General features: G+C 63.9%; 22 protein-coding genes. 17 read left to right on the top strand and 5 right to left on the bottom strand.

The features are described 5' to 3' along the window. Nucleotides 1-30: 30 nt before the first annotated feature. The 3 genes from F3H98_RS15735 to F3H98_RS15725 all read left to right on the top strand — a co-directional run bounded on the left by F3H98_RS15735 (nucleotide 31) and on the right by F3H98_RS15725 (nucleotide 2,659). Nucleotides 31-975, top strand: coding sequence for a GlxA family transcriptional regulator (locus F3H98_RS15735; RefSeq protein WP_149761098.1), 945 nt, complete (start codon nucleotides 31-33; stop codon nucleotides 973-975). Nucleotides 976-1,159: 184 nt separating this feature from the next. Then, nucleotides 1,160-2,272: an NAD(P)/FAD-dependent oxidoreductase gene (locus F3H98_RS15730; RefSeq protein ID WP_149761097.1), complete on the top strand. Its 1,113-nt coding sequence runs from the start codon at nucleotides 1,160-1,162 to the stop codon at nucleotides 2,270-2,272. Between the two features lie 42 nt (nucleotides 2,273-2,314). Continuing rightward, nucleotides 2,315-2,659: a RidA family protein gene (locus F3H98_RS15725; RefSeq protein WP_149761096.1), complete on the top strand. Its 345-nt coding sequence runs from the start codon at nucleotides 2,315-2,317 to the stop codon at nucleotides 2,657-2,659. 259 nt (nucleotides 2,660-2,918) lie between these two features. Here the strand turns inward: F3H98_RS15725 and hutC are convergent, their stop codons facing one another. The 3 genes from hutC to F3H98_RS15710 all read right to left on the bottom strand — a co-directional run bounded on the left by hutC (nucleotide 2,919) and on the right by F3H98_RS15710 (nucleotide 6,760). Next, the gene (gene hutC, locus F3H98_RS15720) at nucleotides 2,919-3,662 is read right to left on the bottom strand and encodes a histidine utilization transcriptional repressor HutC (RefSeq protein WP_425294852.1); all 744 of its coding nucleotides are present in this window, start codon (nucleotides 3,660-3,662) and stop codon (nucleotides 2,919-2,921) included. Nucleotides 3,663-3,716: 54 nt separating this feature from the next. Further along, nucleotides 3,717-5,069 (bottom strand): formimidoylglutamate deiminase, encoded by a 1,353-nt coding sequence (locus tag F3H98_RS15715; protein WP_149761094.1) that lies wholly within the window; start codon nucleotides 5,067-5,069, stop codon nucleotides 3,717-3,719. 83 nt (nucleotides 5,070-5,152) lie between these two features. Next, the gene (locus F3H98_RS15710) at nucleotides 5,153-6,760 is read right to left on the bottom strand and encodes a GMC family oxidoreductase (RefSeq protein ID WP_149761093.1); all 1,608 of its coding nucleotides are present in this window, start codon (nucleotides 6,758-6,760) and stop codon (nucleotides 5,153-5,155) included. A 165-nt stretch (nucleotides 6,761-6,925) separates the two neighbouring features. Between F3H98_RS15710 and hutI the strand changes: the two genes are divergently transcribed. The 14 genes from hutI to F3H98_RS15640 all read left to right on the top strand — a co-directional run bounded on the left by hutI (nucleotide 6,926) and on the right by F3H98_RS15640 (nucleotide 21,725). Continuing rightward, a complete protein-coding gene (hutI, locus tag F3H98_RS15705) occupies nucleotides 6,926-8,158 on the top strand; it encodes an imidazolonepropionase (protein ID WP_149761092.1) in 1,233 nt (410 codons plus the stop codon). Next, nucleotides 8,155-9,699, top strand: a complete 1,545-nt coding sequence (gene hutH / locus F3H98_RS15700) for a histidine ammonia-lyase (protein ID WP_149761091.1) — start codon at nucleotides 8,155-8,157, stop codon at nucleotides 9,697-9,699. Before hutI ends, hutH begins: the two co-directional genes overlap by 4 nt. After that, on the top strand, nucleotides 9,696-10,517 hold the full coding sequence (hutG, locus tag F3H98_RS15695) for an N-formylglutamate deformylase (protein WP_149761090.1): 822 nt from the start codon (nucleotides 9,696-9,698) through the stop codon (nucleotides 10,515-10,517). Before hutH ends, hutG begins: the two co-directional genes overlap by 4 nt. A gap of 214 nt (nucleotides 10,518-10,731) precedes the next feature. After that, a complete protein-coding gene (gene hutU / locus F3H98_RS15690) occupies nucleotides 10,732-12,408 on the top strand; it encodes a urocanate hydratase (protein WP_149761089.1) in 1,677 nt (558 codons plus the stop codon). A gap of 5 nt (nucleotides 12,409-12,413) precedes the next feature. After that, a complete protein-coding gene (locus tag F3H98_RS15685) occupies nucleotides 12,414-13,001 on the top strand; it encodes a HutD/Ves family protein (protein WP_149761088.1) in 588 nt (195 codons plus the stop codon). Between the two features lie 128 nt (nucleotides 13,002-13,129). Continuing rightward, nucleotides 13,130-14,164 (top strand): LacI family DNA-binding transcriptional regulator, encoded by a 1,035-nt coding sequence (locus tag F3H98_RS15680; RefSeq protein ID WP_149761087.1) that lies wholly within the window; start codon nucleotides 13,130-13,132, stop codon nucleotides 14,162-14,164. A gap of 396 nt (nucleotides 14,165-14,560) precedes the next feature. Continuing rightward, nucleotides 14,561-14,935 (top strand): YciI family protein, encoded by a 375-nt coding sequence (locus F3H98_RS15675; RefSeq protein ID WP_149761086.1) that lies wholly within the window; start codon nucleotides 14,561-14,563, stop codon nucleotides 14,933-14,935. Further along, nucleotides 14,932-16,191 carry an RNA polymerase sigma factor gene (locus F3H98_RS15670; RefSeq protein ID WP_149761085.1) on the top strand — a complete coding sequence of 420 codons (1,260 nt, stop codon included), beginning with the start codon at nucleotides 14,932-14,934 and terminating at the stop codon, nucleotides 16,189-16,191. The genes F3H98_RS15675 and F3H98_RS15670 overlap by 4 nt, the downstream gene beginning before the upstream one ends. A gap of 224 nt (nucleotides 16,192-16,415) precedes the next feature. Next, nucleotides 16,416-16,769 carry a YciI family protein gene (locus F3H98_RS15665; protein ID WP_149761084.1) on the top strand — a complete coding sequence of 118 codons (354 nt, stop codon included), beginning with the start codon at nucleotides 16,416-16,418 and terminating at the stop codon, nucleotides 16,767-16,769. Nucleotides 16,770-16,804: 35 nt separating this feature from the next. Next, nucleotides 16,805-17,578: a DUF899 domain-containing protein gene (locus tag F3H98_RS15660; protein WP_149761083.1), complete on the top strand. Its 774-nt coding sequence runs from the start codon at nucleotides 16,805-16,807 to the stop codon at nucleotides 17,576-17,578. A 27-nt stretch (nucleotides 17,579-17,605) separates the two neighbouring features. After that, nucleotides 17,606-17,983, top strand: coding sequence for a VOC family protein (locus F3H98_RS15655; RefSeq protein WP_149761082.1), 378 nt, complete (start codon nucleotides 17,606-17,608; stop codon nucleotides 17,981-17,983). 106 nt (nucleotides 17,984-18,089) lie between these two features. Beyond that, complete coding sequence (locus F3H98_RS15650; RefSeq protein WP_149761081.1) at nucleotides 18,090-19,640, top strand: MFS transporter; 1,551 nt, start codon at nucleotides 18,090-18,092, stop codon at nucleotides 19,638-19,640. A 107-nt stretch (nucleotides 19,641-19,747) separates the two neighbouring features. Further along, nucleotides 19,748-20,074 (top strand): hypothetical protein, encoded by a 327-nt coding sequence (locus F3H98_RS15645; RefSeq protein ID WP_149761080.1) that lies wholly within the window; start codon nucleotides 19,748-19,750, stop codon nucleotides 20,072-20,074. A 112-nt stretch (nucleotides 20,075-20,186) separates the two neighbouring features. After that, complete coding sequence (locus F3H98_RS15640) at nucleotides 20,187-21,725, top strand: UxaA family hydrolase (RefSeq protein ID WP_149761079.1); 1,539 nt, start codon at nucleotides 20,187-20,189, stop codon at nucleotides 21,723-21,725. A gap of 160 nt (nucleotides 21,726-21,885) precedes the next feature. Here F3H98_RS15640 and F3H98_RS15635 read toward each other — a convergent pair whose 3' ends face one another. Continuing rightward, nucleotides 21,886-22,737, bottom strand: a complete 852-nt coding sequence (locus tag F3H98_RS15635; RefSeq protein ID WP_149761078.1) for an amidohydrolase family protein — start codon at nucleotides 22,735-22,737, stop codon at nucleotides 21,886-21,888. After that, nucleotides 22,734-23,774 (bottom strand): aldo/keto reductase, encoded by a 1,041-nt coding sequence (locus F3H98_RS15630; RefSeq protein ID WP_149761077.1) that lies wholly within the window; start codon nucleotides 23,772-23,774, stop codon nucleotides 22,734-22,736. Before F3H98_RS15630 ends, F3H98_RS15635 begins: the two co-directional genes overlap by 4 nt. Nucleotides 23,775-23,838 lie beyond the last annotated feature (64 nt).

Genomic DNA, 23,838 nt, shown 5'->3' with positions numbered 1-23,838 from the left:
CCACCTTTTAGGACATCACAGGAGGTGACCATGCATCGTCTTGGCTATCTTGTCGCTCCCGATTTCCAAGTGATGGGTTTCGCTGCGATCTCGGCTTTTGAATTCGCCAACCTGACCGCCGGCGAGAAATTCTATGAGGTCCACATCCTGTCCGAGACGGGCGGGTCGGTGAGCAGTTCGTTGAAAATGAGCGTCGAGACCGAAGCATTCAACGATGGCCGCTACGACACAATCCTGGTTGGCGGCGCCGTCGGCCCCATGCCGACCACGCCGGCTCTTGCCGCTTTCCTTCGACAGAAGTTCCGGGAGGCGCGGCGAGTCGCAGGTATCTGTACCGGGGCGTTCGCTCTGGCCGAAGCCGGTCTTCTCGACGGCCGCCGGGCAACGACCCATTGGGCATACGCGCGCGAGCTTCAGAAACGGTTTCCGGCGGTGAAGGTGGAGGACGATCGCATTTTCATCATCGACGGAACGGTGTGGACATCGGCCGGCATGACGGCCGGCATCGATCTGGCGCTGGGCATGGTGGAAAAGGATCTGGGCGCGGACATAGCGCGCCTGGTGGCAAAGAAGTTGGTCGTCTACCACCGGCGCGCCGGCGGCCAGTCGCAGTTTTCGGCCTTGCTCGAACTCGACCCCAAGTCGGACCGCATCCAGAGCGCCCTCGATTACGCCAAGCAAAATCTCCGCACGCCGCTCTCCGTCGAGCAGTTGGCCGAGGCAGCGCATCTCAGCCCCCGCCAGTTCAGCCGCGCCTTTCGCGCCGAGACCGGCCAGTCGCCGGCCAAGGCCGTCGAGAACCTACGTGTCGAGGCGGCCCGGCTGATGATGGAACAAGGGCGGCACCCGATCGATGTCGTCGCCAACGAGACCGGATTTGCCGACCGCGAGCGGATGCGGCGGGCGTTCCTGCGCGCCTTCGGACAGCCGCCGCAGGTGATGCGGCGCAATGCCAGGCTGGCGTCCGCAGGATGACGGCGGCCAACAAGACTTACCTGTTCTGCCTGAAAGCTTCCGTCGCTCTGGACCAATGGGAAAAGTGCGACGGAGCCGCTAGGAGTGTCGAAACTCAGGTGATCCTGGCCTGCAAATGGCGGCTCGGCCTGACCTGAATCTCGACACCCCTAAGGGGGAAGCATTCCCTGGAAGCGGCTTTGACATGCGCACCATCGATGCCGACATCGCGATCATCGGAGCCGGCATTGCAGGCGCCGGCGTCGCCGCAGAGCTTGCCGGCGACTTCAAGGTGGTGCTGGTCGAGCAGGAGGACCGCGCGGGGTATCATTCGACCGGCCGCTCGGCCGCGATCTTCATCCGCAACTACGGCAACGCCACGATCCGCGCGCTGAGCAACGCCAGCGCGCCCTTGTTCGAAGGCGCCGACAGGACGTTATTCCCGCAGCCGCTGCTTACCCAGCGCGGCCTGCTTTATGTCGCCGGCGCGGATGGCCTGGACAAACACCGGGAATTGATGGCGTCGGCAGACGGTCTGCGCGAGATCGACGCCGGCGAGGCGGTTGAGAAAGTGCCGGTGCTGCGTCGGGAGGCGATCGCGGCAGCCGCCTATGAGGAGGATGCGCAAGACATCGATGTGGCGGCACTTCACGAAGGCTGGCTGCGCAAGGCGCGGGCAGCCGGCGCCGAAGTGCTGACCGCCGCGCCATTGCTCAGCGCCGCGCATGAGGGCGGCAACTGGCGGATCGAAACGCCGGCAGGCCGCATTACGGCAAAGATCCTGGTCAACGCCGCCGGCGCCTGGGCCGATAAAGTGGCGGAGCGGTGCGGCGTGGCAACGCTCGGAATGACGCCGATGCGGCGCTCCATGGCTGTTATCGCGGCGCCGGCGGGACTGGACATCGGCCGCTGGCCACTGGTCGCGGACGCCGCAGAAGGCTGGTACTTCAAGCCGGAAGCCGGAAAGCTCTTTGTTTCGCCGGCCGAGGAAATTCCGGTCGAACCGCATGACGCCTATGTCGACGACATGGTGCTGGCCGAAGGGCTCTACCGGTTCGAACAGGCCGTCGACGTGCCGGTGACCCGGGTCGAACGCAGTTGGGCGGGCCTGCGCACCTTCGCGCCCGACCGCACGCCGGTGGCCGGTTTCGATGCCGCCGCGGCGAACTTTTTCTGGCTGGCCGGGCAGGGCGGTTACGGAATCCAGACCGCGCCGGCCTTGTCACATCTTGCCGGACAGTTGATAAGGCGCGCGAGCCTGCCCGGCGATCTTGAGGCACTGGTTCCGGCGCTGTCGCCGGACCGTTTCCGCAGCTGAACGCAGGCGCGGCCCGAAAACCCCAAGCAGAAGGAAATATCCATGAGCATCCGTCGCATCGAAGCCGGCCCCCGCATGAGCCAGGCCGTCATCCATGGCAACACGGTCTATCTCGCCGGCCAGGTCGGAACTCCCGGCAAGAGCGTCGCCGAGCAGACCAGCGATATCCTGGCGACGATCGACCGCCTGCTGAAGGAAGCTGGCTCCGACAAGTCGAAGATCCTGCAGGCGATCATCTGGCTGGCCGACATGGCCGATTTCGCCGAGATGAACTCGGTCTGGGACAAGTGGGTCGACGGCCCGAACGCACCGGCCCGCGCCACCGGCGAAGCGAAGCTGGCGACGCCGGAATACAAGGTCGAGATCATCATCACCGCGGCGATCTGATTTTCCCTTCTCCCGGGAATCGAATGTGACTGGTCGACCCTACCCAGCAAGGGCAAGGTAATCGTACATAGGTTCTGTCTTCGCCCACTCCGGCCCTTCGGGCCACCTCTCCCCCCTCCGGAGGGAGAGGAAGGGAGCCCGGCATAGCGGCAACTTCCTCTCCCCCGTCGAACGGGGGAGAGGTGGTTTGCAAAGCAAACCGGAGTGGGGGTCGACCTCTCATATATGTAATAGCCCTGCCGGAACGGGGAGAAGAGCGCTATCCCTGTGGCGGCGTAAAGCGCGCCACCAGCGCATGGCTGTCGCCTGCATAGGTCAGCCGCACATGCGTGACCGGCTGGTCGGCGCTCCAGGTCTTGCGCTCGATCACCAGGCATGCCGTGCCCGGCGCGATGCCCATTGCGCCGGCGGTGGCGGCATCCGCCCCGGTTGCCCGGATCGTGTTTTCGGCGGCGCTCCATGGCACCCGGTCCACCAGCCACGATCCTGGCGCCGTCTCGGCAAAACTTTCTTCCGCCGCTTCCGGCACCGCCTCCAGGCTGATCAGCCGGTCCTCGATGCAGAACACCGGTCTGCCGGCAAAATGCCGGCACGACAGTTCCAGAACCGGGCTCCCCGGCAGGACATCCAGGCGGATGAGGTCGGTTTTCGTCGCTTTGCGCCGGTTCCGCAAGGCAAGCTCGTAGCGGTAGGGCAGGCCGAGCGCGTCGACCTCGGCCTTGATATCGTGGATCTCGAGAATGGCCGACTGCAGTTGCGGTTGGCGCACAAAGCTGCCGGAGCGCCGCCGCCGCTCGATCAGCCCGGCACGCGCCAGCTGCGACAGGGCCTTGTTCACCGTCATCCGCGAGCAGCCGTACTGGGTGGTCAGTTCGTGCTCGAAAGGGATGCGGTATCCTGGCGGCCATTCGCCGGACAGGATGCGGTCGCGGATGTCGCCCAGAATGCGCTGGTAAAGCGAGACGGGTTCGCTAGCCGTTCCTTCCTCCCGAAACGTGTCCATGTCGCTCATTGTCGATCTTCCAAAACCCGGCAAAGAGTCGGTGCAGGGTTTAGCCTATGCCACGAGTTCCAGCATTGTCTTGCGGAATTTCGCGGCGATGGCGTCGCGCTTGCGATGGCGCCCGCCTTCCACCAGTTTTTGACCGCGCACCCAGGCGCAGTCGATGCCGCAGCCGTTGGCGAAGATCCATGCGTCGAGGATGGCGTCGCCGAATTTGCCGGCAAGCGAAGGACTGGTGGCGTCGAGCGAAACGAAATCGGCCGAAGCGCCGGCTTCAAGTTGCGACGTGCCGCTACCCAATGCCTGCACTCCGCCCGCAAGAGCTGCATCGAATAGCGCCCGGCCGGTCGAGCCGCCGGCGACCGCCAGCACGTTGCGGGCGCGGTGGGCGAGGCGCTGCGAATATTCGAGCTGGCGCAGTTCGTCCGGCAGGCCGATCAGCACATTGGAATCCGAACCGACGCCGAAGCGGCCGCCATGCCCGACGAAGGCGGGGGCCGGAAACGTGCCGTCACCCAGATTGGCCTCGGTGATCGGGCAAAGCCCGGCAATGGCGCTGCTTTTCGCCATCTCTCGTGTCTCGGCTTCATTCATGTGGGTGGCATGGATCAGGCACCAGCGGCTATTCACCTCGGCATGCGAGAGCAGCCATTCGACCGGGCGCTGCCCGGACCAGGCGACGCAATCGTCGACTTCCTTGGTTTGTTCGGCGACGTGGATATGGACCGGCGCATCGCCGGCCATTTTTACCACCGCGGCCAGCTCTTGCGGCGTTGCCGCGCGCAGGCTGTGCGGGGCCACCCCGACCACTGAACCGTCGACCCGCGATGCGGCCGCGCGGCAGCCTTCGAGAAGGCGGGCAAAACCATCGACGTCGTTGATGAAGCGGCGCTGGCCGTCATTGGGCGCGGCGCCGCCGAAAGTGGAGTGCGCGTAAAACACTGGCAGCAGCGTGAGCCCGATGCCAGTTTCGGTGGCGGCCGCGGCGATGCGCTGGCCCATCTCGGCGATGTCGGCATAGGGTTTGCCGTCGCGGTCGTGGTGCAAATAGTGGAATTCGCCGACGCGCGAAAAACCGGCCTCGAGCATCTCGACATAAAGCTGGGCGGCGACCGCCTCGACCTGGTCCGGCGTCATCGCCAGCGCGAAACGGTACATTACCTCGCGCCATGACCAGAAACTGTCGGCCGACGCTCCGCGCAGTTCGGCCAGCCCCGCCATGCCGCGCTGGAATGCGTGACTGTGCAGGTTGGGCATGCCGGGCAGCAGGATGGCGTGGCGCTCGTCGTCGGCCTGGGCGGATTGGTCCGGCTCGACGGCTGAAATAGCTCCATTACGGACAGAAATGCGGACATTCGATCGCCAGCCTTCAGGCAAAAGTGCGGCTACAGCAAAGATGTCGGTCATTTGCAGAATCCCAATCAAAATCAAACGGTGCTTATATGTATATACATATATGCGCCGCTTGGAAAGGGAAAGAGCGATGAACTTTAGACGGCAGCTTTGATCATGTCCGCCGCTTTCTCCGCGATCATAATTGTCGGCGCATTGGTGTTGCCGCCGACCAGCGTGGGCATCACCGAGGCGTCGACCACGCGCAGGCCGTTGATGCCGCGCACGCGCAATTGCGGATCGACCACCGCCATGTCATCGATGCCCATCTTGCAGGTGCCGACCGGATGATAGATCGTGTCGGCCCGGTTGCGGATATGCTGCATGATATCGGCGTCGCTGGTAACGCCTGCCATGTAGAATTCCTTGTCCCTATACTTTGCCAATGCCGGTGCTTCGAGAATCCGCCGCACCATCTTCACGCCCTTGAGCATCAGTGCGGCGTCGCGTTCATCAGCGAGATAGTTCGGATCGATGCGCGGCGGTGACAAAGGATTGGCGTCGTAGAGGCCGACTTCGCCGCGAGAATATGGACGCAGCACGCAGACATGGCATGAGTATCCGTAGCCCATATGCAGCTTGCGGCCGTGATCGTCCACCACGGCGATGATGAAGTGCAATTGCAGGTCCGGTCTGTCGAGCGACGGGTCGGATTTCAGGAAAGCACCGCTCTCGGCATAGGGCGTGGCGATGAGGCCGGTGCCGTTCTTGCGCCATTGCAGGATGCCCTTCACGATATTGATGGCGCCACGCACCCCTAAGCCGAACATGTCGGGGTCTTTCGACTTCCAGTTCAAGATGAAGTCGAGATGGTCCTGCAGATTGCGGCCGACCCCCGGCAGGTCGTGAACGAGGGGAATCTTGTGCCGAGCCAGTTCGTCGGCCGGGCCGACGCCGGACAGCATCAGCAGTTGCGGAGAGTTGAAGGCGCCGCCGCACAGGATCACCTCGCGCCTTGCCGCTATGGTGTGGTCCGCGCCCTTCCGCCGGTAGGAAACACCGGTGGCGCGCTTGCGTGCGAATTTGATCGCGGTGGCGTGAGCGCCGGTAATGACCGTCAGATTCTTGCGGTCCATGACCGGATGCAGATAGGCGGCCACCGCCGAGCAGCGCTCGCCATTGCGCGCCTTGTTCCTGAACTGGGTGACTTGAAAATGGCCGGCGCCCTCCTGTTCGGGGCCGTTGAAGTCGTCGTTGCGGCGAACCTGGCTCTCGGCGCATGCGTCGACGAAGGCATGGCTGACCGGCCGTGGCGTTTGCTGCTCTGAAACCTGCAGCGGCCCGTCGCCGCCGTGCAGAGCGTCGGGGCCGCGCTCATTGCTTTCCGAGCGCTTGAAGTAGGGCAGAACCTCGTCGAAGGACCAGCCTTCGCAGCCGAGTTCGGCCCAATGATCGTAATCGCTGCGATGACCGCGAATGTAAAGCATAGCGTTGATGGCGCTGGATCCACCCAGCGTCTTGCCGCGCGGCTGGAAACCCTTGCGGCCGTTGAGGCCGGCTTGCGGCGTCGTCTCGAATGCCCAGTTGTTGATTTTCGGTCTGCCGGGAAGCATCGCCACCACGGCGGCCGGCACGCGGATCAACAGATCTTTGCCGCTCCCGCCCGCTTCCAGAAGGCATACGCTGACGGTGGGGTCTTCGCTCAGTCTTGCCGCAAGGGTCGCGCCGCCGGAACCGCCACCGACGATCACATAGTCAAAAACCATGGACACCTCCTCTGATACGCCTGTCCGGCCATGTTCAACTATAAGTGTTATCGAAATATGCATAGCCGACAAAATTTGGTCAGTTGTCAAGTTTTGCATTTTTTCTCGCACAGGGGTTGGCAGCTTCGACTAATATGTATATACATATAGAAATTGGAGAGGATAATGCCGTCGGGAGAAGCCATGCAGGGTCCGGTCCGGATTTGGCGCAATGCGCGACTGGCGACGCTTGCCGAAGGCGCGCCGGGTCTGGGTATCGTCGAAAAGGGCGCGGTCGCGGTCCGCGACGACCGCATCGTCTATGCCGGTCCGGAGGCCGAACTTCCGGCCGCCTTGAAATCCTCCGCCGAACAGATCGATTGCGAAGGCCGCTGGATCACGCCGGGCCTCATCGATTGCCACACCCATCTCGTGCATGCGGGTAATCGCGCCAACGAATTCGAGATGCGCCTCGCCGGCGCCACTTATGAAGAGGTGGCAAGGGCCGGCGGCGGCATCGTCTCGTCGGTCAAGGCGCTTCGCGCCGCGAGCGAGGACGAACTGGTCAGGCAGACCTTGCCGCGCCTCGATGCGCTGATTGCCGAGGGCGTCACCACGGTCGAGGTGAAGTCCGGCTACGGGCTCGATCTCGAAAACGAAGCCAAGTCGCTGCGTGCGGCGCGCAGGATCGGGAAAGAGCGCCCAGTGACGGTGCGCACCACCTTCCTCGGCGCGCATGCGCTTCCGCCCGAAGCCAATGGCGACAAGGCCGCCTATATCGCGAAGGTCATCAGTGAGATGCTGCCGGCGATCGCGGCAGCCGGCCTTGCCGACGCCGTCGACGGGTTCTGCGAAGGCATTGCTTTCTCGACCGACGAGATTGCCCGCGTCTTTGCCGCCGCCAAGGCGCTCGGCCTGCCGGTGAAGCTGCATGCCGACCAGCTTTCCAACCTGCATGGCGCCGAACTAGCCGCCGGCTTCGACGCGCTGTCGGCCGATCATCTCGAATACACCGACGACAAGGGTGCCGCGGCGATGGCCGGGGCCGGCACCGTCGCGGTGATCCTGCCCGGCGCCTATTATTTCATCCGCGAGACCAAGAAGCCGCCGGTGGCGCTGTTTCGTCAGCACGGAGTGAAGATGGCGGTCGCCACCGACAACAATCCCGGCACCTCGCCGCTGACGTCGCTGCTGCTCACCATGAACATGGCGGCGACCCTGTTCGGCATGACGGTCGACGAATGCATCGCCGGCACGACGCGCGAGGCGGCCCGTGCGCTCGGATTGCTTGGCGAAACCGGTACGCTGGAGGCCGGCAAATGGGCCGACCTCGCGGTCTGGGACATCGAGCGGCCGGCCGAGCTTGTCTATCGCATTGGTTACAATCCGCTGCATCGGCGGGTGTGGAGAGGAAAATGACAGAGCTGACATTGAAACCCGGCAGCGCGACGCTGGCCGACTGGCGCGCCATCTATCGCGGCGCGGTGCCGAAACTCGACGAGAGCTGCAAGCCGCGCGTCAAGGCAAGCGCCGAGGCGGTCGCCCGCATCGTCGCCAAGGGCGAGCCGGTCTACGGCATCAACACCGGCTTCGGCAAACTGGCCAGCGTGCGCATAGATGCGGCCGACCTTGCCACCTTGCAGAAGAACATCGTGCTGTCGCACGCCGCCGGCGTCGGCGAACCTATGCCGGAAAAGGTGGCGCGCCTGATGATGGCGCTGAAGCTCGCGAGCCTGGCGCAGGGCGCTTCCGGCGTGCAGCCGAAGACGCTGGAATTGCTGGAGGCGATGATCGCCGCCGAGGTCATCCCGGTGGTGCCGGCGCAAGGCTCGGTCGGTGCTTCCGGCGATCTCGCGCCGCTCTCCCACATGACGGCGGCGATGATCGGGGTAGGCGATTGTTACACGCCGCACGGCATCTTCCCGGCCAAGGTCGCGTTCGTGTCGCATGGGCTGGAGCCGGTGACGCTCGGGCCGAAGGAAGGGCTGGCGTTGCTCAACGGCACCCAGTTCTCCACCGCTTATGCATTGGCCGGCCTGTTCGAGGCTGAAGTGCTCTATCGCTCGGCGCTGGTCGTCGGCGCGCTGTCGACCGACGCCGCCAGGGGCTCCGATGCGCCGTTCGACCCGCGCATCCATGCGCTGAGAAAGCATCGCGGCCAGATCGAGACGGCCGACGCGCTGCGCAACCTGATGGCCGGCAGCGCCATCCGAGAGTCGCACCGCATCGGCGACGAGCGCGTGCAGGACCCGTACTGCCTGCGCTGCCAGCCGCAGGTGATGGGGGCGGCCCTCGACGTGCTGCGCCAGGCGGCCGCTACGCTCGAAACGGAAGCCAACGGCGTTTCCGACAACCCGCTGATCTTTGCCGAGGATGACACCGCGCTTTCGGGCGGCAATTTCCACGCCGAGCCGGTGGCGTTCGCCGCCGACATGATCGCGCTGGCGGTTTGCGAGATCGGCAGCATCGCCGAACGGCGCATCGCCATGCTGGTTGATCCGGCCCTGTCGGGCCTGCCGGCCTTCCTGACGCCGAAGCCCGGCCTGAATTCGGGCTTCATGATCCCGCAGGTCACGGCCGCAGCGCTCGTTTCAGAAAACAAGCAGAAGGCCTACCCGGCGAGCGTCGATTCCATCCCGACCTCGGCCAATCAGGAAGACCATGTGTCGATGGCCGCGCACGGCGCACGCCGCTTGGTCGGCATGGTCGAGAACGCGACGGCCGTCATCGGCATCGAACTGCTGGCCGCCGCCCAGGGCTGCGACTTCCACCAGCCGCTGCAATCCAGCGAGGCGCTGGAAGCGGTGCGCGGCAAGATACGGGCCGAAGTGCCGCATCTCGACAACGACCGGCATTTCCATCCCGACATGGAAAAGGCCATCGCACTGGTGCGTAGCGGCGCGATTGTTGCTGCGGCAGGCGCCATCGGGCTTCCGGCGATTTCGGGGGACACGGCATGAGCACGCCCTCCTGGCTCACGGTCACTCGCGGCGATGCGCCGTTGCTGGTGAGCCTGCCGCACACCGGCATCGATCTCGCCGAGTTCGAGCCGAGGTTGGCGTCGCGCTGGCTCGGCCAGCGCGATTGCGACTGGTGGATCGACAAGCTCTATGATTTCGCCGACGGTCTCGGCGCCACCGTCGTGCACACGGCGATCTCGCGCACCGTCATCGACGTCAACCGCGACCCGTCGGGTGCGTCGCTCTATCCCGGCCAGGCAACCACCGGCCTGTGCCCGACCGAAACTTTCGACGGCGATCCGCTCTACCGCGCGGGCGAAGAGCCGGGGCCGGAGGAAATCGACCGGCGGCGCAAAGCCTATTTCGAGCCCTACCACGCAGCACTGAAGACCGAGCTCGATCGTCTGCGCATGCTGCATCCCAACGTTGTGCTCTATGACTGCCATTCGATCCGGTCGGTCATCCCGCGGTTGTTCGACGGGACGCTGCCGGTGTTTAACCTCGGCACCAATGACGGCAGGAGCGCCGATCCGGCTTTGCAAGGAAAGGTCGCGCAGATCATGGCCGAGAGCGGCCAGCCGCAAGTGGTCAACGGCCGCTTCAAGGGCGGCTGGATCACCCGCCACTATGGCGAACCAGCAAACGGCGTGCATGCGCTGCAGATGGAACTGTCCAATCGTGGCTACATGCGCGAGCCGATCGGCCCTGTCGGGCCGGAAAACTGGCCGGTTCCCTACGACGCCGAATTTGCCGCGCCGATGCGGGCCACACTGACGAAGATTTTGGGAACCGCATTGAGTTGGGCGAGGGGACAATGAGAGGCTGCGCTCTTTCGCGCCCCCCTCTGTCCTGCCGGACATCTCCCCCACAAGGGGGGAGATCGGCCGTCATCTTACGTACAGTCAATCGTCGCCGTCGCAAGACGAGCATCATCATCAACGCCGCCAATCTCCCCCCTTGTGGGGGAGATGTCCGGCAGGACAGAGGGGGGCGACGTAATGCTCCTCGCCTGAGATCAGAGGGAGCACCCACATGACCCAACACACCCGCATCGACAATGCCCGCGTCATCCGCGCCGCCACCGGCACCGAACTCACCGCCAAGAGCTGGCTGACGGAAGCGCCGATGCGCATGCTGATGAACAACCTCGACCCGATGGTTGCCGAAAGGCCCGGCGAACTGGTCGTCTACGGCGGCATCGGCCGCGCCGCGCGCGACTGGGAAAGCTTCGACCGCATCGTCGGCGCGCTGAAGACGCTGGAGAACGACCAGACGCTGCTGGTGCAGTCGGGCAAGCCGGTCGGCGTCTTCAGGACCCATGCCGACGCGCCGCGCGTTTTGCTCGCCAATTCCAATCTGGTGCCGCATTGGGCCAACTGGGACCATTTCAACGCCCTCGATAAGAAGGGCCTGATGATGTACGGCCAGATGACCGCCGGCTCCTGGATTTACATCGGTTCGCAAGGCATCGTTCAGGGCACCTACGAGACCTTCGTGGAAATGGGCCGCCAGCATTACGGCGGCGACCTTTCCGGCCGCTGGATCCTGACGGCTGGCCTGGGCGGCATGGGTGGCGCGCAGCCGCTCGCCGCAACCATGGCCGGCGCCTCCTGCCTTGCCGTCGAATGCCAGGCAAGCCGCATCGAGATGCGGCTGAAGACCGGCTATGTCGACGTGCAGGCCAAGGATCTGGACGACGCGCTGGCCATCATCGCCAAGGCCGGCAAGGACAAAAAAGCGATTTCGGTGGCGCTGCTCGGCAACGCCGCCGACATCTTCCCCGAACTGGTGAAACGCGGCGTCCGCCCCGATGCCGTCACCGACCAGACCTCGGCGCACGATCCCGTCAACGGCTACCTGCCGCAGGGCTGGACGGTCGCCCAGTGGGAGGAGAAGCGTGAGCGCGATCCCAAGGCTGTCGAGAAGGCCGCGCGTACCTCTATGGCAGTGCATGTGCGCGCCATGCTCGATTTCCACAAGATGGGCGTGCCGACCGTCGACTACGGCAACAACATCCGCCAGATGGCGCTGGAGGAAGGTGTCGAGAACGCCTTCGATTTCCCCGGCTTCGTGCCGGCCTATATCCGCCCGCTGTTCTGCCGCGGCATCGGCCCGTTCCGCTGGGCAGCGCTCTCCGGCGACCCGGAGGACATTTTTAAGACCGACGCCAAGGTGAAGGAGCTGACGCCCGGTAACAAGCACCTGCACAACTGGCTCGACATGGCGGCCAAGCGCATCCACTTCCAGGGGCTGCCGGCGCGCATCTGCTGGGTCGGCCTCGGCGATCGCCATCGCCTCGGCCTCGCCTTCAACGAAATGGTCGCCAAGGGCGAACTCAAGGCGCCTGTTGTCATCGGCCGCGATCACCTGGACTCGGGCTCTGTCGCTTCGCCCAACCGCGAGACGGAAGCCATGATGGACGGATCGGACGCCGTGTCCGACTGGCCGCTGCTCAACGCGTTGCTCAACACCGCGTCGGGCGCCACCTGGGTGTCGCTGCACCATGGCGGCGGCGTCGGCATGGGCTTCTCGCAGCATTCCGGCATGGTCATCTGCGCCGATGGCACGGACGACGCGGCGCGCCGCCTCGAGCGCGTGTTGTGGAACGATCCGGCCACCGGCGTCATGCGCCACGCCGATGCCGGCTACGACATCGCCGTCGACTGCGCGAAGAAACACGGTCTCGACCTGCCCGGCATCCTGGGCTGAGCACTATGCGCATCCTGCGCGCCAGCAGCTACCGCCGCATGCCGTGGAAAAACGGCGGCGGCGAGACTACCGAAATCGCGGTGTCGCCCGAAGGGGCGGGCCTCGACGATTTCGCCTGGCGCATCTCCATGGCGCGGGTGGAAGGCGACGGGCCGTTTTCGACTTTTTCCGGCGTCGACCGCACGCTGAGCATTCTGGAAGGCGAGGGGTTGCGGCTGGAGATCGCCGGCCGTCCGGCGGTCACGCTCGACCGCGACGCCCAGCCTTTCGCCTTTCCCGCCGACGAGAAGACGGGCTCAACCCTGCTTGGCGCAGCGGTGACCGACCTCAACGTCATGACACGGCGGACAAGCCACGCGCATACGGTGCGGCGGCTGGAAGTCGCCGGCCAGACCGACATTGCCTCCAGGGCGGATATCGTGATCCTGTTCTGCCATCGCGACTCGGCGAGCCTGTCGGCCGATGGTTTGACTGAGGAACTTGGCCCGCTGGATACAGCCATCCTGAAAGGCCCGGCTGAAATCCGGCTGCGCGCCGACATGGCCGCATCGCTCTTCCTGGTGGAGATCAGAAACCGGCCGGCCCGGAACTGATAGACCGCTATTTCCCGCAGCCGTTGTGCGAGGCGCAAAAGTACGCGATTGTCGCCACATGTCTAACCGGCGTCTGATGGATGAGCAAAAGCCAGCGTAAACGGGCGCGCAGATCGACGGCCCCGACGATGCTACACGTGGCCGCGGCAGCGCGCGTGTCGGTGGCGACTGTTTCGGCGGTGGTCAATGGCACCGCGGCTGTAAGCCCGGCGCTGACAGCCAGGATCGAGGCCGCGATCAAGGAGATCGGCTACAAGCGCAACGCGATCGCCCGCAGCCTGAAGCTTGGCAAGACGCGCACCATCGGGCTGACGGTCGCCGACATCACCAATCCATTCTTCACCGATGTCGTGGCGGTCATCCAGGAAGTGCTGCATCGCGCCGGCTATGCGGTCATGCTGTGCTGCAATGACGAGAACATCGAGACACAGGACGAACAGGTCCAGTTGCTGCTCGACCGCATGGTGGATGGCCTGATCATCGCGCCCGCCGGCGACGACGCCAATCTGGAGCGCATTCTTCAGGGCACCAACGTTCCGGTCGTGCTGATCGACCGCGCCTGCGACGGTGTCGAGACCGATGCCGTGACCCTCGACAACCAGCGTGCGGTGTTCGACGCCGCAACCTACCTGCTGCATCTCGGACATAGGCGCGTCGGCTACATTTCCGGCCCGCTCGACACGTCGACCGGCCGCGACCGGCTGGCCGGCTATCGCGGCGCGCTGGAAGCCGCCGGCATCGCCTTCGAGGACCAGTTGGTCAGGTTCGGCAATTTCCGCGAAGCCGAAGCATACAAGGCGGCGATGCAGCTTCTGACGCTGTCGGAACGGCCGACGGCGATCTTCTCCGCCAACAATCTGATGGTCATCGGTGTCATGAAGGCGATCCGCGACATCGGCCTTTCCTGCCCGGAGGATATTTCGGTCGCCTGTTTCGACGATTTTCCATGGGCGGACGTGTTTCGGCCGCAACTGACTACGGTGGCACAACCGGTGCGCGCCATCGGCGAGCAGGCAGCCCAACTGATGCTCGACCGGCTGGGTGGCGGCAGCGAAGGCGGGCCGCGGCGCCTCGTGCTGCAGGGACGCCTCATGGTGCGCAGTTCCTGCCGTCCGCATGCGTCGCTGGTGCAGGGGGCAAGGCAGGCAGCAGGCGGCGAGTAGGCCGAACCACCGCTCGCATAGCGCGGATCCAGAGCATGATCCCGAAAAGTGGAAGCCGGTTTTCGGAAAAGATCATGCTCCAACAAAGAGATAGAGCCCCATTCCGATTCAATCGGAATGGAACGAGCTCTGGCCGCTAAAGTGTCGAAAACAGGTGAAATCACGCAGCAAGACGGGAGCTTGTGGTTGGCCGTGCTGGTGGGCATACTCCCGCCGCTTCGAAGCTGGATGGTAAGAGACCGTTTGAAAATTCGTGATGGCGGGCTGCAAATGGCAATTTCTGCGCTTCCGGTGCTCACGTACCCAAATGTACGCTGCGCTCCGGCTCTCGAAATAATCATTTTCGCCACGCCCTGACGTATTTTCAAGCGGTCTCCAAGGAATAGAGAAAGTCCAATGCTCTACGCGATCCTCTGTTACGATTCCGAGGCGGTGACCACCGCAATGAGCGCCGAAGAAGATGGCGCGTTGATGGACAGGCTTTTGGCCGTTCAGGAAAAGCTCGCCAAGCGCGGCAAGCTGGGTCCGGTTGCGCGGCTCATGCCAACCAACACCGCCTCCACATTGCGCAAGGGGCCGCAGACGCTGGTTCTGGACGGACCGTTCGCCGAAACCAAGGAACAGCTTCTCGGCTTTTATGTCGTCGACTGCGAGACGCAGGAGGAGGCGGTTGGCGTGGCGAGCGAACTCGCCAAGGCCGGAACGCACGGTACGGGTACTTACGAGATCCGACCGTTGATGATGTTCAAGCCGAACGCCGCGCTGACATGAAGGATGCGGCGTGGATCGACGCCGCGCTGACTGCCGCGCGTCCGCAGGCTGTGGGCGCGCTGCTGCGCTATTTCCGCAATCTCGACACCGCTGAAGAGGCTTTCCAGGAAGCCTGCCTGCGCGCCTTGAAGAACTGGCCGGAAAAGGGCCTGCCGCGTGACCCCGCCGCCTGGCTGATTTTTGTTGGGCGCAACGCCGCATTGGACGACGCCCGCCGCCGCAGCAAGCAGCAGGCGTTGCCCTCCGACGATCTGATTTCCGACCTCGAGGATGCCGAGACGGCGATCGCCGAGGGCATGGACAGCGGGCAATACCGCGACGACGTGCTGCGGCTGCTGTTCATCTGCTGCCATCCCGAACTGCCGGCCAACCAGCAGATTGCGCTGGCGCTGCGCATCGTCTCGGGACTTTCGGTGAAGGAGATCGCCCGCGCCTTCCTTATCACCGAAACGGCGATGGAGCAGCGCATCACCAGGGCCAAGAAGCGCATCGCCGAAGCCAACGTCCCCTACGAGGCGCCGGACGCCAGGGAGCGCACCCAGCGCCTCACCACGGTTGCCGCCATGATCTACCTGCTGTTCAACGAAGGTTATTCGGCGAGCGGCGGCACCGTGCACGTTCGGGTGCCCTTGTGCGAGGAAGCGATCCGCCTGGCGCGCCTGCTCCTGGCGCTTTTCCCTGCCGAGCGCGAAATCATGGGATTGACCGCGCTGGTTTTGCTGCAGCATGCGCGGACGCCGGCGCGGCTCGACGCCAACAATGCCATCGTGCTGCTTCAGGACCAGGATCGCAGCCTCTGGAACAAGGACATGATCGCCGAGGGGATCGAGCTGGTGAAGAAGGCGCTGGCCGCCCGCCAGCCCGGCCCCTACCAGGTGCAGGCGGCGATCGCCGCCGTGCATGCCGATGCGGCCCGGGCCGAGGATACCGACTGGGCCGAGATCGACCAGCTCTACGCCGTCCTGCAAGGGCTTCAGCCGTCGCCGGTGGTCTCGCTCAACCGCGCCGTCGCGGTGGCGAAGCTCCATGGCCCCGATGCCGCGCTGGCGATGATCGAGCCGCTCGGCGAACAGCTCACCACCTATTTTCATTTTTATGGCGTCAAGGGTGCGCTGCTGAAGCAGCTTGGCCGGGTGGACGACGCCCGCGAGGCTTTCGACAGGGCGCTGGCGCTCGCCAACACTGCGGCAGAGGCCGATCACATCAAGATGCAGATCGAGCAGTTGCCGAAGCGGGGCAAGGCCTCGGCCGCTTGATGTAGCACTCGCGCTGCAGGCCCGCGAAAAAAATAAAAAAAATCTGATGAAGCTGTCGGATTCGGCGGTTCTCGCACGTCCTTGGTTGAACCCGGAGCGGTTCCGGTTCTCTCAGAACCGATAACTCGCTCCAACTATTTGTTTTTGCCGCATTTATGCGGACGCCAAATGATTCCATTTGGCTGCAAAATGCTCTGGTGCGCAACCCGGCCTTGGAGAAAACGATGAAATATTTGTGCCTTGTCTACGGGGAAGAGCAGAAGCTCGAAGCCATGTCCAAAGCCGAGATGAAGCGTCTCGACGCGGATTCGATGGGCTATGACAAGGAGCTCGAAAAGAGCGGCCATCTCATCGTCGCCGAAGCGCTGCAATCGGTTCGGAACGCCACGACCGTCCGGGTGCGGGACGAGCAGGTCGACATCCTGGACGGGCCTTTCGCCGAGACCAAGGAACAGCTGCTGGGCTTCATCATGATCGAAGCCAGGGACAAGGACGACGCGATCGGCGTCGCATCGAAGATCCCGCTGGCGCGTCTCGGCACCGTCGAGGTGCGGCCGATCGTGATCTGGGACGAATGACACGCAACCGCAATTCGAACCAACAGGAGGCAGGAATGACACACCCGAACGTCGTAAGCCGTGATGAATGGGTCGCCGCGCAGAAGGCGCACCTCGTGCGTGAAAAGGAGCTGACCCGCTTTCGCGACGAGTTGAGCGCGGAGCGGCGCGCGTTGCCATGGGTCAAGGTCGACAAGCGCTATGTCTTCGACAGCATCGATGGCGAGAAGACGCTCGCCGACCTGTTCGAAGGGCGCAGCCAGCTGATCGTGCAGCATTTCATGTTCGGCCCCGACTGGCAGGAGGGCTGCGTCGGCTGTTCCTTCCAGGCCGACCATGTCGATGCCGCCCGCCAGCATTTCGAGCATCGCGACGTGTCGTTCGTCGCCATCTCGCGCGCGCCCGTCGACAAGATCGAAGCCTACAAGCGCCGCATGGATTGGCACTTCAACTGGGTCTCGTCCTTCGACAGCGATTTCAATTTCGACTTCCACGTCTCTTTCCGGCCGGAAGAGCTGGCGCGGGGCGAGGTCTATTACAATTACCGCCTGATCGAGAATTCCAGCTCCGAGCTGCCCGGCGTCAGCACCTTCTACAAGGACGAAGCCGGCGATATTTTCCATGTGTTCTCGTCGTTCGGCCGTGGCGACGAATTGCTCATCGGCGCCTACAATTATCTCGACCTGACGCCCAAGGGGCGCGACGAGACCGGACCGAACGGCGATCTCACCGACTGGGTGAAGCACCACGACAAATACGAGAACAAGGCGTCAGCGCGGCAGGAAGGTGCAATGGATTCATGTTGCGCCGGAGCTGCGCAAGGCCGCTAACCCGCCCGAGCTGAAGAGGAGAACGCTATGCTTCGAAACAACGATGCCGTCGCCACGGTTGCGGTCAGCGACCTCAAAACGGCAAGGATGTTCTACGAAGGTAAGCTCGGCCTGCAGCCGCTTGACGGCGAAGAGCCGGGGGTCATCACCTACGCCACCGGTCGGTCGACGCTGTTCATCTATGAATCGCAGCATGCCGGCACCAACAAGGCCACCGCCGCCACCTGGGTCGTCGGCGACGGCATTGCCGGGATCGTCAAGGATCTGAAAGCGAACGGCGTTGCCTTCGAACGCTACGATTTTCCCGACACGACGATGGAAGGCGACGTGCACGTGACCGGCGCCATCAAGGCGGCATGGTTCAAGGATCCCGACGGCAACATCCATGCGGTGGTGAACGGATAGGTCCGCCACGCCACCGGAATGCCCGGGATGCTGCTGACGGAAGGCTGTCAGCAGGCGGAGACTAGTTTGCCCGCTCCAGTTCGCAGGGACAGAAAGGACCGCTACGATGACCGCGCCCGCAGTTGCGCCCAAGGCAGGCCGCCGTGAATGGGTCGGCCTGGCGGTGCTCGCGCTTCCTTGCCTGCTCTATTCCATGGACCTGACGGTGCTTAACCTTGCGGTGCCTCATCTGGTGGCCGACCTGCAGCCCAGCAGCACGCAACTGCTTTGGATCGTCGACATCTACGGGTTCCTGGTCGCCGGATCGTTGATCACCATGGGCACGCTGGGCGACCGCATCGGCCGCCGCAAGCTTCTACTAATCGGCGCCGTAGCGTTCGGGCTCGCCTCCATCTTCGCGGCTTTTTCGACCAGTGCCGAAATGCTAATCGCGGCGCGGGCTTTGCTCGGCATTGCCGCAGCCACACTCGCGCCATCGACATTGTCGCTGCTTCGCAACATGTTCCACGATGACAAGGAACGGACCTTCGCCATTGGCATCTGGATCGCCAGCTTTTCGGCCGGCGGCGCCATCGGCCCGCTGATCGGCGGCGCATTGCTCGAATATTTCTGGTGGGGTTCGGTGTTTTTGATCGCGCTTCCGGTCATGGTGCTGCTGCTGGCTGTCGGGCCATTCCTGCTGCCGGAATATCGGGATGCGGACGCCGGCAAGATCGACATCCAAAGCGTCGTGCTTTCGATCGGTTCCGTGCTCGCCGTGATCTACGGCATCAAGAACTTCGCCGAACATGGCGCTGGCTGGCTGCCGGCCGCGGCGATCCTTGCGGGCCTGGCGGTGGGGTATGTTTTCGTGCGGCGCCAGCAGAAGCTTGCCGCGCCGCTGATCGACCTCAGTATCTTTCGATCGCTGCCCTTCACGACCTCGCTGTCGATCAATATCCTCTCCTTCTTCATCGCCTTTTCGGCCTTTCTGCTCATCGCCCAGTATTTGCAACTGGTGCTTGGCATGGGCGCACTCGAAGCCGGCCTGTGGAGCGCGCCGTCGGGGATCGGGTTCATCGTTGGTTCGACGCTTTCGCCGGCGATCGCGCAGCATTTTCGCCCGTCGTATGTGATAGCGGGAGGACTGCTGATCGCAGCCATCGGATTTGTGCTGCTGACCCAGATCGGCGGGCCGAACGAACTCGCCGTGGTTGTGGCCGGCTATGTCGTCTTCTCGATTGGCCTGGCGCCGGTTTTCACCATGACCACCGATCTGATTGTCGGCACCGTCGCGCCGGAAAAGGCCGGTGCTGCCGCGGGCATTGCCGAGACCAGCTCGGAGTTTGGCGGAGCGCTGGGCATCGCGCTGCTCGGCAGCATCGTCACCGCGCTCTATCGCGCCGATATGAGCGCTGTAATAGGCGCAGGGCTGCCGCCGGAGGCGTTGGATGCGGCGCGCGACACATTGGGTGGCGCGGTTGCGGTGGCGGTGCAGGTTTCGGGAGAACCCGGCATGCAATTGCTGGCGGCCGCCCGGCTCGCTTTCACGCAAGCGCTGCAACTGACAATGGCGATCAGCGCGGCCATCGCCCTGGCGGCCGCGATCGTGACTCTGGTGCTGTTGCGGCAGAGTGCCGAGAGTGGAAAGAGTCCGCTGGCTGAAACGTCGACATGAGACATCTTTCGCGGCCGATGGCTTGTATCACCCAAGTTTGATGGAAAGGTTTTCCTCTCCGCACTATATTGGTTGGTGGGCATTGACCTGTGTACGAGGAGAAGCGGATGCGGTTGCCGGTTCGGACTGCCTGGACGATCTTTCTGGCAGCGGCAACGATGATGGCTGCGGTCGTGTCCACGTCAGCGCAGACCTATTCTACCGATCCGCTGACCCGGGCGGAGCGCAACCGCGTCATCCTCAACGGGCAGCCCGGCACGTTGCAGTCGATCGACCGTGTTCAGGGCATGCGCGATTTCCAGCGCCAGCATCAGCAATTCCGCGAGCAGGACCGCCCGCTGGTGCAACCGCAGCGGCCGAGAGTGCCTCGCATGAAGCAGCAGGATTGCAGGCCGCGCCTTTTCGGCAACAAATTCCTCTCCCCTTGCGATTGAAACGCCGGATGGGCTGCCGCCGTGCAATTCCTGCCGCATTGCGGTAATGAATGCTTGCTTCGCTGATAAATAATGCTCAAATCAGAAGCATGGAAGCTTCTGGAGGTCTCGCATGTCGAGCACACTCGAATTAAATGGCGTGATCCGCTTGCATGCCAGGGACAATGTCGTCGTGCTGACCAAGGCATTCGGCGCCGGCGAGCGCCCTGCCGGGGTCGGTGCAGCACTGGAGCGGCTGGTGCCGTCGGGCCACAAGATCGCCACGACCGACATCGCGGAAGGCCGGCCCATCATCAAATTCGGCCAGATCATCGGTTACGCCAGCCGCGCTGTCGCCGCCGGCGAGCACATCCACACCCACAACTGCCTGATGGGTGCGCATGACCAGAGCTACCATGTCGGCGAGGATTACCGGCCGGTCGACTATGTTCCGGAAGCCGAGCGGCTGACCTTCCAGGGCTACCGCCGCGCCGATGGCGGCGCTGCCACCCGCAACTACATTGCGCTCTGCGCCACGGTGAACTGCTCGGCCACTGTCGTGCGCCACATCGCCGACCACTTCAACCGCACCGGCGCGCTCGACGATTATCCCAATATCGACGGCGTCATCGCGCTTGCGCACGGCACCGGCTGCGGCATGGCTGCTTCCGGCGAGGGCTACGACACGTTGCAGCGCGTGCTCTGGGGCCACGCCACCCATGCCAATGTCGGCGCCGCCATCTTCATCGGGCTCGGCTGCGAGGTCATGCAGATCGGCCGCATGCGCTCGATGTTCGGTTCAAAGGGCGAGGAGCGCTTCCACGGCCTGACCATCCAGGAAACCGGCGGCACGCGCAAAACCATCGAAGCCGGCATCGCCGCCATCAAGGCGCTGCTGCCTGCCGTCAACGCGGTCAGGCGCGAGCCGATCCCGGTCAACGAGCTGGTGATAGGACTGCAATGCGGCGGCTCGGACGGCTTTTCCGGTGTGACGGCCAACCCGGCGCTTGGCGCCGCGACAGACATGCTGGTGCGCCATGGCGGCACCGCCCTTCTGTCCGAAACGCCGGAAATCTACGGCGCCGAGCAATTGCTGGTGCGCCGCGCCGCCTCGCAGGAGGTCGGCGACAAGCTGATCGAACGCATCCGCTGGTGGGAAAATTACACGGCGATGAATGGCGGCTCGATGGACAACAACCCGTCGCCGGGAAACAAGGCGGGCGGGCTGACGACGATCCTCGAAAAATCGCTGGGTGCTGCCGCCAAGGGCGGCACCCTGGCGCTCTCCGACGTGCTGCTCTACGCCGAGCGGGTGAAGAAGCCCGGCTTCGTGTTCATGGATTCGCCGGGCTACGACCCGGTCTCGGCCACCGGGCAGATCGCTTCCGGCTCCCAGATCATCGTCTTCACCACCGGCCGCGGCTCGGCCTTCGGCTCCAAACCGGCGCCGACCATCAAGCTCGCCACCAATTCGGCGATGTACCGCCAGTTGGAAGAGGACATGGACCTCAACTGCGGCGACATCATCGACGACGGCATTTCGATCGAGGAAAAGGGCCGGCAGATCGTCGAGCGCATCGTCGCGGTCGCTTCCGGCGAAAAGAGCAAGAGCGAAGCGCTCGGCCTTGGCGACAACGAGTATGTGCCATGGCAGCTCGGCGCGGTGATGTAGCGAGACTGCTTGATAATTCTACCCTGCCGGCCATCTGACGTGGCTTTCTCCGCTTCCGTTGCTTACGGACTGAATGTCCGCTCCGCTCCGGTTCTCGAAAAACCACGCCATATGACTTGGCAGGGCGAATTCTGAAGCAGTTTCGTGGTGCTGAGCCAGATCAGTTCTTGATCCCGTAAAACCGCGCTGCGGTTCCGCCGAAAATCTCATCGCGGTCGGCCTCGCCCAAGCCTGCGGTGAGCGCTTCCGCGGCCTGGCGCCAGTCGGCATAGCTGGCGCTGAGCAGGCAGACCGGCCAGTCCGATCCCCACATCATCCGGTCCGGTCCGAAGCTTGCCAGCAGGCGCGCCGCATAGGGGCGGAGGTCTTCGACGTTCCAGCCGTCGTTTGCTTCGGTCACCAGGCCCGAAAGTTTGCAGTATGCTCCGGTCTCGCGGGCAATCCGCGCCATGCCGTTCGCCCAGAACGCAAGTTCCTCGCGCGCCGTGCCGTGATCCCTGACCTGTGGCTTCATACAATGATCGACCACTACGCGCAGCTTCGGGTAGCGCTTCAGCAGTGTCAGGAAATTGCCGAGGTGGCGGGAAAAGCCGAGCGCGTCGAAGGTCAGGTCGAGATCGGCGAGTGCCGAATAGGCCCATTGGACATCGTCGCGCAGCATCCAGTCGACATCGGGGATGTCCTGGATCATCGGTCGCACGCCAACGAATTTCGGATGGTCGCGCAGGCGTTCCAGATGCCTGAGATGGCTGCGGTCCTCGAAGTCGATCCAGCCGACCACAGCGGCGACGGTGTCGGTCGCGTCGGCAATGCCAAGCATGTATTCGGTTTCTTCGACACTCGCCGCCGCCTGCACCAGCACGGTTTTGGCAATGCCGGCCTCGGCAAGGCGTGGCGCCAGGTCTTCAGGCAGGTAAACGCGGTTCAGCACGGCATTGTCCCTCGGCATCCAGTCGTAGTCGCCGCGGGCCGGATTCCAGAAATGCTGGTGTGCGTCGATACGGATGGTCATGCCGCTGCCTTTCCGGCCACGGTCGGCGCATCCGGCCGCATCAGGCCTTGACCCTTCAAATCGTCCCAAAGTGCTGTGGGAATTTCGACGTTGAGGATCGACCGATTGCTGCGCACTTCGGCGACCGATTGGCCTCCCGGAATGACCGAGACGACGGAAGGATGCATCAGCGGAAACTTCAGCGCTGCCTCGATCAGCCTGACGCCGTGGCGCTGGCACACCGCCTCGATACGCGCCACGCGCTTAATCACGGTTTGCGGCGCTTCCGAATAGTTGAAAAAGGCGCCGGCTTTGGGCCCGGCCGCCAGGATGCCCGAATTGTAGGGGCCGCCGAGCACGATGCCGATGCCGCGTTGCTGGCAGAGCGGCAGGAAGGTTTCGAGCGCCGCCTGCTCCAGCAGCGTGTAGCGACCGGCCAGCAGGAAAAGATCGAAATCGCCGCGTTCCGCCAGCCATTGGCTGGCCTCGGATTCGTTAAGGCCGCCGCCGAACGCGCTGATCACCTTCTGGTCACGCAGCGAGACGAGCGCGCTGTAGCCGGAGCGCATGAATTCTTCACGCTTCGGGTCGAGTGCTGCCTGCGATCCATGCGTGAAAAGGTCGAGATCGTGAACGTAGAGGATGTCGACGTGGTCGACACCCAGCCGCTCCAGCGATGCTTCGAAGGAGCGCATGACGCCGTCGTAGCTGTAGTCGTAGCGCTCGCGCCGGGTCGGCGTGTCGAAGAATTTGCCGATGCCGGTGCGCTCTTCGGGAGCGCACACTTCGAGGATGCGGCCGACCTTGGTGGAGAGCAGGTATTCGTCGCGCGGTTTGCCACGCAGGAACCGGTTGAGGCGCGTTTCGGAAAGCCCGAGGCCGTAGAGCGGCGCGCTGTCGAAATAGCGGCAGCCGGAATTCCACGATTCGGCCAGAACGGCGTCGGCATCGTCATCAGAAATCGCGCGGTAGAGGTTCCCGAGCGGGGCCGAACCGAAGCCGAGTTCGGTGAACGCCAGCCGGGCATTTCCGCCGCGTTGCCAGTGTTTTGTCTTCATTGATGACGTTCCTTCCAGTCTCTTTGCGCCGGCAAACCAGCGCAACGCCATGACGCCAAAAGCC

Source organism: Neomesorhizobium albiziae, assembly GCF_900114255.1.
In the GTDB taxonomy this organism is placed as follows: domain Bacteria; phylum Pseudomonadota; class Alphaproteobacteria; order Rhizobiales; family Rhizobiaceae; genus Neomesorhizobium; species Neomesorhizobium albiziae.
The sequence above is the reverse complement of the archived record's forward strand: the minus strand, read 5'-3'. Positions and strand labels throughout refer to the sequence as shown.